This window comes from Luteitalea sp., assembly GCF_022842525.1.
Taxonomy (GTDB): domain Bacteria; phylum Acidobacteriota; class Vicinamibacteria; order Vicinamibacterales; family Vicinamibacteraceae; genus Luteitalea.
In genome coordinates, this window is the sequence record NZ_JALHPM010000148.1 from 1 (window position 1) to 16,007 (window position 16,007).

A 16,007-nucleotide genomic window follows, 5' to 3' on the forward strand; every position below is an offset into this window, starting at 1 on the left:
GCACCGGGACCACTTCCCGGAGGCGTCGGGAGGCCACGCGCGCCTGATGGACGGCCTCGACCGTGCCCTCGCGGGCGGGCCCGGCGTGCACGCGCAGGGCCTCGAGGCGGCGCTCGACGAGCGTCGCGAGATCGGACGCCGACCCGGCGCCGGCACGGCCGTGGGTTCCGCCCATGACTCGCCACTCTAGCACCAGCCCTGCGTCCCGGTTCGGCCCGAAACAGCCGTGAAACGCGGTGCGGGTAGTCTGGCGCGATGCGCCGGTCTCGCCTCCTGCCTGCCTGTGGCCTGGTCGTGGTGTCGACCCTGGCGCTGGCGGCCTGCGGCGGCCCGCCGGCGCCCGTGCGCGCCGTGGTCACCATCGACGGCTCAAGCACCGTGTATCCCCTGACCGAGGCCATGGCCGAGGAGTACCACCGCGCGGTGCCGGACACACGTGTGACGATCGGCGTCGCCGGGACTGGAGGCGGCTTCCGGCGGCTGTGCCGTGGCAACCTCGACGTCGCGACGGCGTCACGACCGATCGCGCCGGCCGAGGCGGCGGCGTGCCGGACGGCCGGTGTGGCGTTCGTCGAACTGCCGGTGGCCTACGACGGCATCACCGTGGCGGTGCATCCGTCCAACACCTGGGTCGACGCCCTCGGCGTCGAGGAACTCAGGCGCCTGTGGCGTCACGAAGCCCAGGGGCGCCTCCTGCGGTGGTCACAGCTGCGCCCGGGCTTCCCGGATCGGGAGATCCATCTGTTCGGGGCCGGCGCCGACTCAGGCACGTTCGACTACTTCACCGGCGTGATCACCGGTGCCCCGCGGGACAGTCGCGGCGACTACACCGCCAGCGAGGATGACAACACGCTGGTGCAGGGCGTGGCCGGCGACCCCGGCGCCCTCGGGTACTTCGGCTTCGCCTACTTCGAGGCCAACCAGGAGTACCTGCGCGCAGTGCCCATCCGGCTTCGGGAGGATGGCCCGGCCGTGCCGCCGACCCGCGACACGATTCGATCGGGGGAGTACCAGCCGCTGGCGCGTCCCGTCTTCGTGTACGTGAATGCGCGCTCGCTGGAACGCCCCGACGTCCGGGCGTTCGTGGAGTACTACGCGACGCACGTGGGCGATGTCGCCAACGACCTCGGCTACGTCCCGCTGGACGATCGCGTGCATGCGGCCATTCGCGCGCGCCTGGCCGCGAGGCAGACCGGGTCGCTGTATGGCGTGGAGGCCGCCGCGCCGGCCCGGACGCTCGCCGCCCGCCTCGGTCTGGATCCGCCATGACCGCACGGACGAGACGCGTCGTGGAGGGACTGATCGAGCGCACGCTCTGGGCCTGCGCCGCTGTGTCCGTGCTGGTCACCGTCGGCATCGTGCTGGTGCTGGTGTGGGAAGCGGCCGCGTTCTTCGGCGAGGTGTCGCCCGCCGCGTTCCTCGGCGGCCGCACCTGGACGCCCCTGTTCTACGACCCGCAGTTCGGCGTGCTCCCGCTCGTGACGGGCACGCTGCTGGTGGCGGTGATCGCGATGCTGGTGGCCGTGCCTGCCGGGTTGCTGATCGCGGTGTACCTCAGCGAGTACGCGTCGACGCCGGTCCGGCGGTTCGGCAAGCCGGCGCTCGAGGTGCTCGCCGGCATCCCCACCGTCGTCTACGGCTACTTCGCGCTGCTGTTCGTGACGCCGTGGCTGCGCACGGTGATTCCGGGCCTGGCCGGCCTGAACGCGCTCGGCCCCGGGCTGGTGCTCGGGCTGATGATCCTGCCGCTGGTGTCCTCGCTGTGCGAAGACGCGCTGTCGGCCGTGCCACGGGGCCTGCGCGAGGGCGCCTTCGCCCTCGGCGCCACGCGCCTGCAGGCGGCCGTCGGCGTGGTGCTCCCGGCGGCGATGTCCGGCGTGTCGGCCGCCGTGATCCTGGCGATGTCGCGCGCGGTCGGCGAAACCATGATCGTGGCCATCGCCGCCGGGCAGCAGCCGCGGCTCACCGCCAATCCACTGGTGCCGATCGAGACGATGACCGCCTTCATCGTGCAGGTCAGCCTCGGCGACGTGCCGCGGGACACGACCGCGTACCGCGCCATCTTCGCCGTCGGGTTGCTGCTGTTCACCGGGACGCTCGGGCTCAACCTCGCGTCGGACTGGCTGCGGCGCCGCCTGCCGGGGGCGGTGCGATGATCGGGGCACGCCGACTCGATGGCCTGGTCCACGGGCTGGGCGCGAGCGTGCTCGTGCTGGCGCTGTCGGCGTTGGGGCTGCTGCTGTGGGATGTCGTGCATGACGGCGTCGGACGCGTGTCGTGGGCCTTCCTCACCGGCTATCCGTCGAGGCGCGCCGCCACGGCGGGCATCCTGCCGGCACTGGCCGGCAGCGTGTGGCTGGTCGTGATGGCGACCGCGATGGCGCTGCCGGTCGGCGTGGGCGGCGCGGTGGCGCTCGAGGAGTACGGCAGTCGCGGCCGCTGGGCCCGCCTGATCGAAATCAACATCGCCAACCTCGCCGGGGTGCCGTCGATCATCTATGGCCTGCTGGGCCTCGGGCTGTTCGTGCGGGCGCTGCGCCTCGAGCACTCGCTCGTGGCGGGTGCGGCGACGCTGGCGCTGCTCATGCTGCCGCTCGTGATCATCACGACGCGCGAAGCGCTGCGCAGCGTGCCGGTGTCGTTGCGCGAAGCCTCGCTCGCCCTCGGCGCCACCAAGTGGCAGACGACCTGGCATCAGGTCCTGCCCGATGCCCTGCCCCGCCTGCTCACCGGCCTCATCCTCGCGGTGTCGCGCATCGTCGGCGAAACGGCGCCGCTCATCGTGATCGGAGCGCTCGCCTACGTGCCGTTCGTGCCCGATGGGCCGTGGTCGTCGTTCACCGCCCTCCCCATCCAGATCTTCGCGTGGCTGGCGCGGCCGGGTACCGGCTTCCGGGAGAACGCCGCGGCCGGCATCCTGGTGCTGCTCGTGGTGCTGCTGATCACCAACAGCGTGGCCATCTGGCTGCGGGATCGATCGTCGCGACGGAGGGACGCCTGATGGGACCGCAGCATCCCGGGCGGCCGGGTGGGCCACACAGCGCGGAGGCGGCCGAGGTCGGCCCGAAGATCGCCCTGCGGGCGTTGAGCGTGTCGTACGGCGACCGCCGGGCGCTGACGACGGTGACGCTGCCGATGCAGGCGCATCGGGTCACGGCGCTGATCGGCCCGTCGGGCTGCGGCAAGAGCACGCTGCTGCGCGCCATCAACCGGATGAACGACATCATCCCCGGCACGCGGGTCGAGGGCGACATCCTGCTCGACGGGGAGTCGATTCATGCCGCCGGGACCGACGTGGTGGCGTTGCGGCGGCGCGTCGGCATGGTGTTCCAGAAGTCCAATCCGTTCCCGAAGTCGGTGTTCGAGAACGTCGCCTACGGACTGCGCATCACGGGGGTGCGGGACCGGCGCGACATCGAGGAACGGGTCGAGGAGAGCCTGCGGGCGGCGGCCCTGTGGGAGGAGGTCCGCGATCGGCTGCACGCGCCGGCGCTGACGCTGGCGGGCGGGCAGCAGCAGCGCCTGTGCATCGCGCGCGCCCTGGCCGTGCAGCCCGAGGTGCTGCTGATGGACGAGCCGGCCTCCGCGCTCGACCCGATGGCCACGCAGCGCATCGAGGAGCTGATTCACGGCCTCAAGCGGACCTACACGATCGTCATCGTCACGCACAACATGCAGCAGGCGGCGCGCGTGTCGGATACGACCGCCTTCCTGTGGATGGGGCAACTGGTCGAGTACGGCCGCACCGAGGACGTGTTCACGGCGCCGCGCGAGCGGCTGACCGAGGACTACGTCACGGGTCGGTTCGGGTAGGGTGCAGAGATGGAGCCGATGACGCGGATGGTCCCGCAGGTGCAGGAGCACCTCGACGCGCTGAAGGAACGGCTGCTCGTGATGGGCGGCATCGCCGAGGAGCAGGTGCGCCTCGTGACGGCGGCGCTGGTGAGGCGGGACCCGGAACTGGCGGCGCGCGTGCAGGCCAGCGACCCGCCACTCAACGATCTCCACATCGAGATCGACCAGCGCTGCGTGCGGGTGCTGGCCCTGCACCAGCCGGTGGCCATGGATCTGCGGGCGGTCCTCGCGGCCGTCAAGATCAACACCGACCTCGAACGGGTGGGCGACCTCGCGGTCAACATCGCCGAGGCGGTGCAGCGCTACCTGCTGCACCCGCCGGTGTCGACGCCGGACCACATCCCGCTGATGGCCGACCTGGCCCAGCAGATGCTGCGTGACGCCCTCGATGCCTACGTCCGGCACGAGGTGCCGCTGGCCGAGCGCGTGCTCGACACCGACGACCAGGTGGACGCGCTGAAGGCCCAGGTCTCCGTGGACCTCGTGCCGGTGATGCAGGCGGTGCCGTCGACGATCGAACCGGCGCTCGACCTGATTCTGATCGCCCGGCACCTCGAGCGCATCGCCGACCATGCCACCAACGTCGCCGAGGACGTGATTTTCATGGTCTCGGGGCGCGACGTCCGGCACCACGGCGCCGCCAGCTAGCGGGACACGCGGCGGCCTCGGCACCGAGGACGAGGCGCGGGCGTCCTACCGCGTGGTGGGGCCGTGACGACTGCGCGCCGAAGGCCGCGCACTGCTAGGATCGACCCGTGCCCGATGCGGACCTCTGTGTATACTGTCGCCTACAGCCAGTGGCCCCACGCTGGCAGCCGTTCTGCAGTGAGCGCTGCCAGATGCTGGATCTCTCCCACTGGCTCGACGGCGACTACCGCGTCGAGGGTCCGGCGGACGATGAGCCGTCAGACATGGATCCGGACGACCCCGAGGCGACCGACCTGTAGGCGCCTCCGCCCCCTGATGCGACGCGATGGCTGACACGCTCACGATTACCGACAACCGCACTGGCAAGCAGTACGAAGTGCCGATCACCGACGGGACCATCAAGGCGATGGACCTCCGCAAGATCAAGGCATCGGAGGAAGACTTCGGGTTGATGACGTACGACCCGGCGTTCACCAACACCGCCTCCTGCCGGAGCGCCATCACCTACATCGACGGCGACAAGGGCGAGCTCGAATACCGCGGCTACCCCATCGAGCAGCTGGCCGAGAAGAGCACCTATCTCGAGGTCGCCTACCTGCTGATGTTCGGCGAACTGCCGACGCCCACCCAGCTCCACGACTGGGAACAGGGCATCGTCAAGCACACGCTGCTGCACGAGAACATCAAGCACCTGATGCGCGGCTTCCGCTACGACGCGCATCCGATGGGCGTCTTCCTGAGCACCGTCGGCGCCCTCTCGACGTTCTATCCGGACGCCAAGAAGGTCCACGATCCGGAGATGCGCCTCAAGCACATCAAGCGCCTGATCGCCAAGACGCCGACCATCGCGGCCTACGCGTATCGCCACACGACGGGCAAGTTCTACGTCTACCCGGACAACAACCTCAGCTTCGCCGGCAACTTCCTGAACATGCTGTTCAAGATGACCGAGGCCAAGTTCGAGGTGAACCCGGTGCTCGAGCGCGCCCTCGACATCCTGTTCATCCTGCACGCCGACCACGAGCAGAACTGCGGCACCAACGCGATGCGGGCCATCGGCAGTTCGGAGGTCGACCCGTACTCGGCGCTGGCGGGGGCCTCGGCCGCGCTGTACGGCCCGCTGCACGGCGGCGCCAACGAGGCCGTGCTCACCATGCTGCGCGAGATCGGCAGCAAGGCCAACGTCCCGGCCTTCATCGAGAAGGTGAAGAAGGGCGAAGGCCGCCTGATGGGCTTCGGCCACCGCGTCTACAAGTCCTACGATCCGCGCGCCCGCATCATCAAGAAGGCCGCCTACGACGTCTTCGAGGTCACCGGGACCAACCCGCTCCTCGACCTCGCCCTCGAGCTCGAACGGATCGCGCTCGAAGACGAGTACTTCGTCAAGCGCAAGCTCTACCCCAACGTCGACTTCTACTCCGGCCTGATCTACCAGGCACTCGGGTTCGCCCCCGAGATGTTCACGGTGCTCTTCGCCATCCCCCGCACCGCTGGCTGGGTCGCGCAGTGGGACGAGCTGCACCGGGACGCCGACCAGAAGATCGCCCGCCCCCGCCAGATCTACACGGGATATCGCACCCGGGACTACATCCCCATGGAGAAGCGCGGCAAAGAGTAAAAGGGCAAAAAGGGCGAACAGGGCAAAAAGACACAACCGAAGATCAAAGATAGAAGACTTCAAGATCCCGGAAGGACAAAGGGGCGGCACTCGCGAGTCGAGGTGCCGCCCCTTTTGTCTTCGTCCTTCCGAAGCTCGTCGAGCTTCTTCACCCTTCGATCTTCGGTGGTGTCGTTTTGCCCTGTTTGCCCTTTTGGCCCTTCTGACCTTTGCCAGCGTCAGTCGTCGAGCACGCCGCCCGACGATCCCTCGCCCGCCTCATCGCGGCTGCCCGCGCGGCCGCCGACCCACACCGCGGCGGAGGCGAGGACGAACACCACCACCGCCCACCGTGTCGCCTCCTTCGCGCCATCGCGGATGGTGTCGCGCATGCGCGCCGGGAGTGAGGCCTCGGGCCCCAACCGCAATTCGTACCGTGCCTGGTCGAGCAGGTACTGCTTCTCGCCGCGGCTGACGAGCAGGCCGAAGATGCCGTTCCAGACGAGGAACGCGGTGAAGAGGCACAGGGCGTGCGCCAGCCACCGCGTGCGCCGCGCGCTCACTTGCGGATGCTCCCGCCGCGCCGACGGCGCTGCAGCAGACGCCAGGCGAGCACGACGGCGGCAAGGGAGATGACGGTGTAGCGCACCCACTCGGGGACGGTGTTGGTCTGCACCTGGCCCAGGAAGACGGCCGACAGGATCAGGATGATCATCGCGACCACCAGGATCAGCTGCCGTCCACGCGCCGGGGGCGCCGCTGGCGCCCGCTTCGCCTCGAAGGTCGCCTTGCCGCAGCGATAGCAAATCAGCGCCTTGTCGGCGATTTCGGTGCCACAGTTCGAGCAAATCATGGAGCGGAGTCGGGAAAGGACGTCGGAGAGCAGCCGGATGCCACGCCCGACCCCCGAGTCTACAATGACTTGGTGATCCCCATCCGCGACGTGATCCCGTCCCGGACCACCCCGTTTGTCACGATCGCCCTGATCGTCACCAATGTGCTGGTGTTCCTGTGGATGCCAGCGACCGACAGCGTGGACTTCGATCGCCTCATCCGCGCGTGGGGCGTGACGCCCGCCGGCTTCACCCTGTCGTCGGTGGCCACGGCGCTGTTCATCCACGCCGGCCTCGGCCACCTGTGCAGCAACATGCTCTTCCTCTGGATCTTCGGCGACAACGTCGAGGATCGGATGGGGCACGGCCGCTACCTGCTGTTCTACCTCGTCTGCGGACTGGCGGCCGCCCTGCTGCAAGTGGCCGTGGACCCGGATTCGCTGGTGCCGATGGTCGGCGCGAGCGGCGCGATTGCCGGTGTGCTCGGGGCCTACCTCGTGCTGTTTCCGCAGTCACGGGTGCTGACGCTGGTCTTCATCGTGCTCGTGGAGGTGCCGGCGGTGCTGCTGCTCGGGGTGTGGTTCGCCACGCAGTTGCTGAGTGGCCTCGGCGCGCTGGCGGTGGTGCGCCCCGAGGACATGGGCGGCGTCGCGTTCTGGGCGCATGCGGGCGGCTTCGCCGCTGGCGCGGCGCTGGTCCTGCTGTTCCGCCGGCCCGAGCGCATGCGCGTGGAGTGGTGGGACCAGGCCGCCGGCTGAGCCTGGCCCGTCGTCAGGGACTGGTCGCCAGCGTCTTGGTCAGGCGCGGCACGTACTCGCGTTCGCGCGAGGGTGCGTCGCGTTCGGGTGCGGGCACCGCCGCCGCGCGGGCACGCACCGGGCTGGCCCCCGGGCCCAGCGCGACGAGAACATCGAGCGCCAGCATGGCGGCGTGATGGCCGTCCCGCCGGTAGTCGGCCAGTGCGAGCAGGGTGGCCAACGCCCGATCGCGCTGCGCCTCGTCACCGTGGCGGGCCAGGGCATCGGCCGCCGCGACGCGTGGGGCCGGCGCGCTGTCTTCGAGCACCCGCACCAGATCGGTGGCGCTGCCGCGGACCGCTTCCTGGCCATGCAGGCGCAGGCCCAGCGCACTCCAGTACCGGACCGCCGCATCGTCGTCGACGAGACCGGCGCGCAGGGTCGGCGTGTCGGCTGCCGAGCCCCGCGTGGCGCGATCGGCGGCGTCGAGGATGCGTTCCAGCGGCACCGCGGTGCGGTCCAGCCCCAGCGCGTACGGCGACGGAGTGCCGCCCCGTCGACGCATGTCGGGCTCGGGCAGGAATCCGAGGTCGCGCGTGCGCAGCAGGTGCGCGCGCAAGGCGGCGCGACAGCGGGCGAGCGTCGTCGCCTGCGCGGGCTCGGTCGCGAGGTTGCGCACGGCGTCCGGGTCAGCGGCGAGATCGTAGAGCTCTTCGGGGGCCTTCTCGCGCCAGAAGGCCTCCTGCACGGCGTCGAGGCGTCCGGCATCGTGCCGGGCCTTCCACACCTGGGTGGTCGGCGTCTCGAACATGTACGCGAGGAACTCGCCCTGGGCGCGCTCGGGGTGGTAGTTCCGGATGTAGAGGAACCGATCGTCGCGGATGGCCCTCGACAGGTCGAGCCGCTCGTCCATCCGATCACGTCCGGCCTCGAGCCAGGCCCGCGGCTCGCCGCGCCAGGCGCCCATGAACGCGCGTCCCTGCATCCAGTCGGGGGGCCGGATTCCCGCCGCGCTCAACATCGACGGCCCGAGGTCGAGCAGGCTCACGAGCTGGTCGCTCGCCGCCCCGGCCGCGTAGCCGGCGGGGGCCAGCGCACGAAAGCGCTCGGGCACGTACACGATCAGGGGCACGTCCAGCCCCGCCGGGTAGAGCCACCGCTTGCCACGCGGCAAGCCCACGCCGTGGTCGCCCCAGTAGACCACGATGGTGGAGGCGGCCAGGCCATCGGCGTCGAGTTGCGCGAGGAGCGCCGCCATCTCGCCATCCATCGCCGACAGCATGTCGTAGTACTGCGCCCAGTCCTGCCGCACCTCCGGGGTGTCGGGATGGAACGGCGGCACCCGCACGGCGGCGGGGTCGTGCACGGGGACGTGCGGGCGCTTGCGCACCTGGCTCTCGTGCGTCGTCACGCTGTTGAAGACGGCGAAGAATGGCTGGCCTGGCCGACGGTTGCGCCAGTGCGCGGTGCGCGAGGAGTCGTTCCACACATCCGGTGTCGTCGGATGGTTGTAGTCCTCCTTCACGTTGTTGGCGGTGTAGTAGCCGGCCTCGCGCAACAGCGCCGGGAACATGCGCACCGGGGCGCCGAGCGGCACCTGGCTGCGCATGTGCATGCCGCCGGTGGTCTGCGGCATCACGCCGGTGATGATGGCCGTGCGTGACGGTGCACAGACCGGCGCGGCGGCCCAGGCCCGCGTGAACCGCATGCCCCTGGCCGCCAGGCCGTCGAGCGCGGGTGTCGTGCTGAAGCGGTCGCCGTACGCACCGAGTTGCGGACCGTTGTCCTCGCTCGACAGCCAGAGGATGTTGGGCCGCTCCTGGGCGATGGCGAGACTGGTGGCCGCGACAGACAGGAGCGCCGCGCAGACGACGCGCGCCGCGAGCCTCCCCCACTCCCTGGCAGACCTCGACGTCAGCGCGTGCACGGGATGGTCAGCTCCTGATGCGGCGACGGATGTCCCTCGACACCCGCGCGATCTCGACGATGACGCGCTCGAGTTCGCGCGCGTAGTCGTCTTCGGGCATGAAGCCCTTCTTGCGGCGGAGTTCGTCGAGCTCGGTCTCGAGCGTGTTGCGGCGCCCGATGAGCAACGTCACGCTGGGATCGCCTGACGCCGTCGCCGGGTCCGGGTCGAGGAACAGCCGGCTCGCGAGCAGCCCATCGTCGCCCGCCTTGGCCAGGTCGCGCCCGATGCCGTCGCCGGAGTCGTCGAGCAGGGCCCGCTCGACCGAGAGCTGGCCTCGCTGCTGGTAGTACCGCTTGGACGCGTCGGCGGCGTGAGCGAAGGCTTCCCACATCGAGATGCGGCCGTCCTTGTCGAGGTCGGCCTCCGCGGCGTCGGGCGTGAAGGCCGCGACGAAGTGCTCGCCGAACACGGTGTCGTACTTCTGCTGCGGCGAGTCGGTCGCGGTGATGACGACACGATTGGGCGCGGCCAGCGCCGCAAGGAAGGGAAAGCTGGCGCTCGCCGTCTGCACGAAGACGAGGCGGCCGGGCATGCCCGTCAGCGCCTCACGCCACTCGTACGAGGTGAGGTCGGGCCCGACGAGGTTGAACTTGGCATCCACGCCATCGAAGGTGCCGTGGCCGAACAACACGACGAGCAGCGTGTCGGCCGTGCCCTGCGAGGCGCGAATGGTGGCGAGGGCCTGCCGCAGATTGACGGCCGTGGCGGCCTGCAGGCCGTCGCCGGCCTGCTCGGCGAGCACCACGATCCGCGCTGCGGGTACCGCAAAGCGGGTGCTGAGCTGCGTGGCGAGCGTCTCACGCCATTTCTTCTGACGAGCGGCGTACTCCTCGCTGCCGGCCGCGCCCGAGACGATGAGCACGCGCGTCTGCGGCGGTGCCGGGGGCGGCGCAGGCGGCTGCGCACGCACGCCAGCGGCGCTCAGCAACACGCCGAGCAGGAGCGGTGCGGTTGTCCAGACCCGAGGGCTCATCGCAGTCCCCATCGCCGACGGAGCGCCCACTCGGTGCCGAGCAGCGCGCAGATGATCACGAAGCTCCATCCATTGTGCCAGACGTCGCGTTCGACGAGCCGTGCCGTCGGCGAGGCCGCGGCGGTGCGGATGCGCTGGGGCAATCCGTCGAGCCCGTCGGCCCGCAACAGCGCACCACCGGTGGACTCGGCGACGCGTCGCAGCACGGCGTCGTTGCGACGCGGATCGATGAACTCCGGGTCGCTCCCCCCGGCAAACACCTGCAGGCTCGTGCGGCCGAGCGAGGTGCCGGCTCTCGTGGCGTCGACATCGAGGCGATGCACGCCGGAGGCGAGGGTCAACAGGCTGGCCCGATAGAGTCCGGGCTCGGCCGGGTCGAGCGCGGCCGTGATCGTGCGGCTGGTGCCGCCAGGCTCTTCGACGCGGACCTGTACGCCCGCATCGCTGATCGGCTCGAAGGTCGGCGACACGACCCGCACCGAGACCGGCACGGTCACGCCGAGCGCGGGCGGATCGAGTTCGACGGCCACCGGTGGCGGGGCCTGGACGGCAATCCAGCGCAGGGCCTGACGCCAGAACGTCTCGTAGGCGAGGTTGTTCGACGGCAGCCCCATCCGCCACCGCCACGCGCCCTCACCGGTGAACACGAGCGTGCGTCCGCGGCCCGCGCGCTGCACGGCGACCAGGGGCTGTGGCTCGCCCGCCGGTCCAGAGACCATCGCGAGGATCTCGGCGCCGGGCCGGGTACGGCCGACGGCCGCAGCGGCTGCCAGCGACGGCAGCGTGCTCCAGGGAGAACCGGAGGCCTCCGGTCCGGCGTCCAGCTGCATCACCGGGTGCTGTTGCCCGATGCCGGTCACGTCGATGCGCGTGCCCTGGCGCGAACTGGCCGCCGCGGCGGCGTTGATGGCGCCGGCGCCGCGCGCCTCGACGCCGAGCACGCGTCCGAGGTCGGTGCCGATCACGCCACGTTCACCGAACGACCGCGCGCCGATGATCGCCAGGCCACCGCCGCGCTGCTCGACGAACGCCAGCAGCATCGCGATCTGATCGCGCGACAGCACGTCGGCTTCGACGTTGCCGAGCACGACCGCGGCATAACGAAACAACTCCTCGCGGGTTCGCGGAAAGCCATTCACCAGCGCGGCCGTCCGCGAGGCGGCCCCCTGGACGTAGAAGGTCGGCTCGCCGCGATCGCTCCGCCCCTTGCGCACGATGACGTCGACGTCGAGGCCCGTGTCGTTCTTCAAGGTGCGCGTCAGGAAGCTGTGCTCGAAACCGGGCGCCCCCTCGAGGATCAGGATCGGATGCGGCCGGCCCGGCGCCGGCACGAACACCGTGCCGCGGTTGTTGACGGGGGTGAGCTCGCCGGAGGCCTCCGTGATCTCGACCGTGTAGACGGTGGCGGCCGTCCGCGCCGGTGCCACGCGAAAGCGTTCGCGCACGGGTTGGCTGTTGCCCGGTAGCCGCACCTGGCGGACCTCGATGGGACGCCCGTTCTCCAGCAGGCGGACGTCGGCGACATCGCGTGCGCCATGCGAGACGAGATGCGCCGTCACCTCCGCGAGCGAGTCGACCACCGACACGTCGCTCACCGAGACGTCGCGCACTTCGCGATCGACAGCCGTGCCGGACACGCCGACGCCGATGGCGAACACCGGCAGCGTCCCGAGCGCGGCCGGCAGGGGCGTCGACGTCGCCCCGTCGCTGATGAGCACCATCCCGACGAACTCGCCCGCCGCCGCCCGCTCGGTCATCGCCGTCACGGCCCCGCCCAGGTCGGACCCGCGTCCGTTGCCGGTGAGCGCGTCTTCGGAGGGCACTTCCCGGATGGTGTCCGACATCGCGAACACCCGAAGGTCGAAATCCCCCTGCAGCAAGGGGCGAAGGCGCCCCCCCACGAGCTGCCGCGCCCGCTGCAACCGCGACTCGACGCCCTGCGCGTCCGGCAGCTGCATGCTCCGCGAATCGTCGACGACGATCGCCACCGCACGCCCCGTGGCTGCCGTCGCGGGTTCCATCCGGACGGGACGAAGCAGGATCAGCGCGACAACGGCCAGCGCGAGTGCGCGCAGCGCCACCAGCAGCGCCCAGCGCGGCGGCGACAGACGGCCCCGCGCGTGCCGATAGGCCGCGACGGCGAGCAGCAGGATGGCGATCCCGCCGAGCGCCCAGGCCCAGGCAGGTGGGGCGTATGCGAAACGGATGTCCAATGTCAGCGCGACTCCGGCCGGCGACTCAACGACTCGTAGTAGCGGACGACGGATTCCGTGTAGCGATCGGGCACCTTGTCGCGCAGCGGCGCCTGCACGCGTTCGGCGGCTTCGCGCTCGGCGAGGCGCTGGGCGATCGAGGCTTCGTAGCGATCCATGGCGTTGGCGATGCCCTTGCGCAACGCATCCCAGCGCGCGAAGTCCTGCTTGAACGCTTCGGTTCCCGGCGCCGACCGACTCAACGCCTGCCCCTCCGGCGTAGCCATCCGCCCGCCGCGATCCGCCCCGCCGGCGTTGCTGCCCTGCACCATGCGGGAGGCCTCCTGCAGTTCCCGGGCGTACTCCTGCTGCAACTGACGCAACTCGTCGATGGCGCCGCCGCGGCCCTCTCCGGTGCCCTGGCCCTGCGCCGACCCGTCACTGCCCGACTGGGACGCCCGCTGCGTGCCGGCCTGTCCGGCCTGGCGAGCCGACGACGGGCCCTGCTGGCCGTCGGTCCCGGACGCCTTGCCCTGCGCCCCCTGCGATCCGGTGGCCGCACGTGCCTCACGCTCGACCTGCTGGGCCAGCGCTGCGATGCGGTCCTCGAGGGACTTCAGGCGATCGCGCAGGTCGCGCGTGCCCGACAGCCGCTCCGACAGCGCCTGCGTCTCGCCGGTCCCCCGACCGCTGGCCTGGCTGGCGAGCGAGGCGACGCGGTCGAGCACGCGGGCGGCGTCTCGCTGCTGACGCGCGATATCGGTGCCCTGCGGCGTCCCGCCCTCGCGGAGCTGGCGCGCCGCCTGCTGCAACTGATCGGCGGTCTTGCCGCGCTGCAGTTCGCGCGCCGCCTGCCCCAGCGCATCCCTCGCCGGGTCCGTGCCACGCGCGAGTTCGCGGACCTGCCGTTCGAGCGAGGCCACCCGATCGGCCAGGCGCCCCTGCTCACCCGCCAGCTGTCGGCGCCGCTCGTTGGCCGACGCGCCGCTCTGCGGCTGCCCCAGCTCGCCGGCCTGGGCCGCCAACTGCCGCTGCGCCTCGGCGAGCTCACGCGCCTCGAGCTGCACGTCACCGGCCGCGCGCTGTCGCTCGCCTGGTGTGCCCGCCTGCAGGGCACGCTCGGCATCGCGCAGGGCCTGCGCGGACCGCGTCCCACGCTGTGCGGCCTGGTCGGGCGACTGCTGCTGCAACTGGGACGTCGCCTCCCCCATCTGCTGCGCGGCTTCGCGCAGGCGATCGCGCGACGCCGACGAGGCCGCCCCCTGCGACTGCCCGCCACCGGACGCCTGCTGGCCCTGCTGGCCCTGCTGGCCCTGCTGGCCTTGCTGGCCTTGCTGGCCTTGCTGCCCCTGCTGCGGCTCGCCCTGCTGGCCCTGCTGCGACTGACGGCTCTGCTGCTGACCGTTCTGCGGCATCTGCTGGGCCAGCTGCTGCGCTTCTTGCTGCAGCCGCTGCTGTTCCCGGGTCAGCCTGTCCAGCCGGCGCTTCGCTTCCTCGGCGCTCAGCTGCGACCGCTCGCGCGCCAACTGCTGCTGCTCGCGCGCCAGGTCGTCCTGCCGGCGCGCCAGGTCGCGGATCTTGTCCAGCGCCGACTCGCCCGTGGTCGCTTCCTGGCGCGACTCGACGCTGTTCTGCTGCTGGTAGTTGGTCTGCTGCCGCATCAGCTCCTGATCGAACAGCGCCGACAGGTCCTCGTTGCCGCTGCGCCCGCGGCCGCCGCCCTGTCCCTGCTGCTGCCGCGCCAGCTGGCGACGCCGGATCTCCGCTTCCGCCTTCAGTAGCTGATTCAGCGCCTCCATCTCGTGGGTGATCGCGCTGCGCGTGTCGAGCTTGTCGAGCTGCGTCACGGCGCGCTGCATCGCCTCACCGGCCATCTGCAGCGGCACCGGCGGGGCCTCCGGCTCCGCCGCGGGCTCGATGCCCCGTCGGCGACGGGGCTGTGGCGGCTGGGGAGCGCTGCCACCCGCGGCCTGCTGGCGGAGCTTGTCTCGCACTTCCGCCTGCGCGCGACCGACCGCCCTGATGTCCGAGGCCGAACGGCCGCCCGCCGATCGGCGTTCGAGCTTCCACGTGGCCGACACGATGTCCTTCTGCGCCGCGACGAGATCGTCCATCTCCCCGCCGCCACCACCACCGGCCATCGCGCTGCTCTGCGCGGCCGTGAACTCCTGCGCGGTCGGCTTGATCTCGAGGAAGAAGATGTCGCTGCGAGCCTCGGTCGATCGCTTGCCGCGGCCGATGTCGCGGGCGCGAGCGTAGTAGCTGACGAAGTCTCCCGGGGACACGTCGAGATCCTCGAGGTACACCGTGTGCTTGCCGCTGACCGACGTCGACTGCCCATTGCCGCCGAGCGGCACCACCTTCTCGGGGCCGCCGCGCACGGCATAGACCAGTTCGAGCGCCTGCACGCCGTAGTCGTCCTCGGCACGGGCCTCGAGCGTCACCTCCTCGAGCCGCGTCGCGCCACGATCACCGGCCGGCCGGATGATCCGCACGTCGGGGGGACGGTCGTCCATCACGCGCACGAAGTACTCGGTCTCTTCGCCGTTGTCGATGGCGTCGGTGTCGGTGAGGGCGATGCGGTACGCGCCATCGCGCGCCACCGTGAACGTCACCGCGCCCTGCTTCTCGCCGACGACGGCGAGGGGCAGCGCCCGCGCGCCCTCGCCATCGGTGGCGCGCAGTTCGGCGGCGCGCAACGCCTTGGAGGCGCGCACCGTCACGGTGACGGCGGTGCCCGCCGGCGCGTAGATGTCGCCGGTGTCGGTCTCGCGCCGCGGCGCCAGCCCAGAGAACGACGGATAGACGTACGCCAGATCGATCCCTTCGATGCGCGGGCGGTCGAGGGCCTCGACGCGGTACTCCGACGATCGCAGCGCACCGGCCCGCACGCGGTAGCGGAAGCTGCGATCGACCGACGGAATGCTGACCGCGTAGGTGCCGTCCGGGCGCTTGGTCAACGCCCCCACGGCGCGGGCGCCCTCGCCCTCGACGACCAGTTGCGGTGCGACCACGTCGAGGTCGGCCGGCGCGCCGTCGACCACGGCGGCAATCGACAGCGGCGTCCCCTTGACGATGCGCTGATCGCCGGGGGTGACGCGCAAGGACAGTGACGGCGGCGCCACGACGAAGCGTGCCGTCCGCGCCGCGCGCACCGCGGTTGGCGCGGCAAGGCCGGCGGCGACGAGCACCGCCGCCAGGGC

Annotated in this window: 14 protein-coding genes; 8 read left to right on the top strand and 6 right to left on the bottom strand. The window is 71.1% G+C overall.

Annotated elements, in window-relative coordinates:
• Positions 1 to 255: 255 nt before the first annotated feature.
• From Q0C41_RS22965 to Q0C41_RS22995, 7 genes are all read left to right on the top strand, one after another.
• The gene (locus Q0C41_RS22965) at positions 256 to 1,269 is read left to right on the top strand and encodes a PstS family phosphate ABC transporter substrate-binding protein (RefSeq protein WP_291987766.1); all 1,014 of its coding nucleotides are present in this window, start codon (positions 256 to 258) and stop codon (positions 1,267 to 1,269) included.
• Positions 1,266 to 2,156 (top strand): phosphate ABC transporter permease subunit PstC, encoded by an 891-nt coding sequence (gene pstC, locus Q0C41_RS22970; RefSeq protein WP_291987768.1) that lies wholly within the window; start codon positions 1,266 to 1,268, stop codon positions 2,154 to 2,156. The genes Q0C41_RS22965 and pstC overlap by 4 nt, the downstream gene beginning before the upstream one ends.
• The gene (pstA, locus tag Q0C41_RS22975; protein ID WP_291987770.1) at positions 2,153 to 3,001 is read left to right on the top strand and encodes a phosphate ABC transporter permease PstA; all 849 of its coding nucleotides are present in this window, start codon (positions 2,153 to 2,155) and stop codon (positions 2,999 to 3,001) included. Before pstC ends, pstA begins: the two co-directional genes overlap by 4 nt.
• Before the next feature lie 68 nt (positions 3,002 to 3,069).
• Complete coding sequence (gene pstB / locus Q0C41_RS22980; protein WP_367079298.1) at positions 3,070 to 3,813, top strand: phosphate ABC transporter ATP-binding protein PstB; 744 nt, start codon at positions 3,070 to 3,072, stop codon at positions 3,811 to 3,813.
• Positions 3,814 to 3,822: 9 nt separating this feature from the next.
• Complete coding sequence (gene phoU / locus Q0C41_RS22985; RefSeq protein WP_291987774.1) at positions 3,823 to 4,503, top strand: phosphate signaling complex protein PhoU; 681 nt, start codon at positions 3,823 to 3,825, stop codon at positions 4,501 to 4,503.
• Between the two features lie 149 nt (positions 4,504 to 4,652).
• Positions 4,653 to 4,802: a DNA gyrase inhibitor YacG gene (gene yacG / locus Q0C41_RS22990; protein WP_291987776.1), complete on the top strand. Its 150-nt coding sequence runs from the start codon at positions 4,653 to 4,655 to the stop codon at positions 4,800 to 4,802.
• 26 nt (positions 4,803 to 4,828) lie between these two features.
• A complete protein-coding gene (locus Q0C41_RS22995; RefSeq protein WP_291987778.1) occupies positions 4,829 to 6,121 on the top strand; it encodes a citrate synthase in 1,293 nt (430 codons plus the stop codon).
• Positions 6,122 to 6,339: 218 nt separating this feature from the next.
• Here Q0C41_RS22995 and Q0C41_RS23000 read toward each other — a convergent pair whose 3' ends face one another.
• Entirely contained in the window at positions 6,340 to 6,663 is a 324-nt protein-coding gene (locus tag Q0C41_RS23000; protein ID WP_291987779.1) for a hypothetical protein, read from the bottom strand.
• Positions 6,660 to 6,953: a zinc ribbon domain-containing protein gene (locus Q0C41_RS23005; protein ID WP_291987781.1), complete on the bottom strand. Its 294-nt coding sequence runs from the start codon at positions 6,951 to 6,953 to the stop codon at positions 6,660 to 6,662. Before Q0C41_RS23005 ends, Q0C41_RS23000 begins: the two co-directional genes overlap by 4 nt.
• Before the next feature lie 72 nt (positions 6,954 to 7,025).
• Between Q0C41_RS23005 and Q0C41_RS23010 the strand changes: the two genes are divergently transcribed.
• The gene (locus Q0C41_RS23010; protein ID WP_291987783.1) at positions 7,026 to 7,691 is read left to right on the top strand and encodes a rhomboid family intramembrane serine protease; all 666 of its coding nucleotides are present in this window, start codon (positions 7,026 to 7,028) and stop codon (positions 7,689 to 7,691) included.
• A gap of 13 nt (positions 7,692 to 7,704) precedes the next feature.
• On the opposite strand, the gene Q0C41_RS23015 is transcribed toward Q0C41_RS23010, so the two are convergent.
• From Q0C41_RS23015 to Q0C41_RS23030, 4 genes are all read right to left on the bottom strand, one after another.
• Complete coding sequence (locus Q0C41_RS23015; protein WP_291987785.1) at positions 7,705 to 9,597, bottom strand: sulfatase; 1,893 nt, start codon at positions 9,595 to 9,597, stop codon at positions 7,705 to 7,707.
• Between the two features lie 7 nt (positions 9,598 to 9,604).
• Positions 9,605 to 10,612 (bottom strand): hypothetical protein, encoded by a 1,008-nt coding sequence (locus Q0C41_RS23020; RefSeq protein WP_291987787.1) that lies wholly within the window; start codon positions 10,610 to 10,612, stop codon positions 9,605 to 9,607.
• A complete protein-coding gene (locus Q0C41_RS23025; protein WP_291987789.1) occupies positions 10,609 to 12,825 on the bottom strand; it encodes a hypothetical protein in 2,217 nt (738 codons plus the stop codon). The genes Q0C41_RS23020 and Q0C41_RS23025 overlap by 4 nt, the downstream gene beginning before the upstream one ends.
• Before the next feature lie 2 nt (positions 12,826 to 12,827).
• Positions 12,828 to 16,007: DUF4175 family protein (locus tag Q0C41_RS23030; RefSeq protein ID WP_291987791.1), on the bottom strand; the 3,180-nt coding region annotated here is incomplete at its 5' end.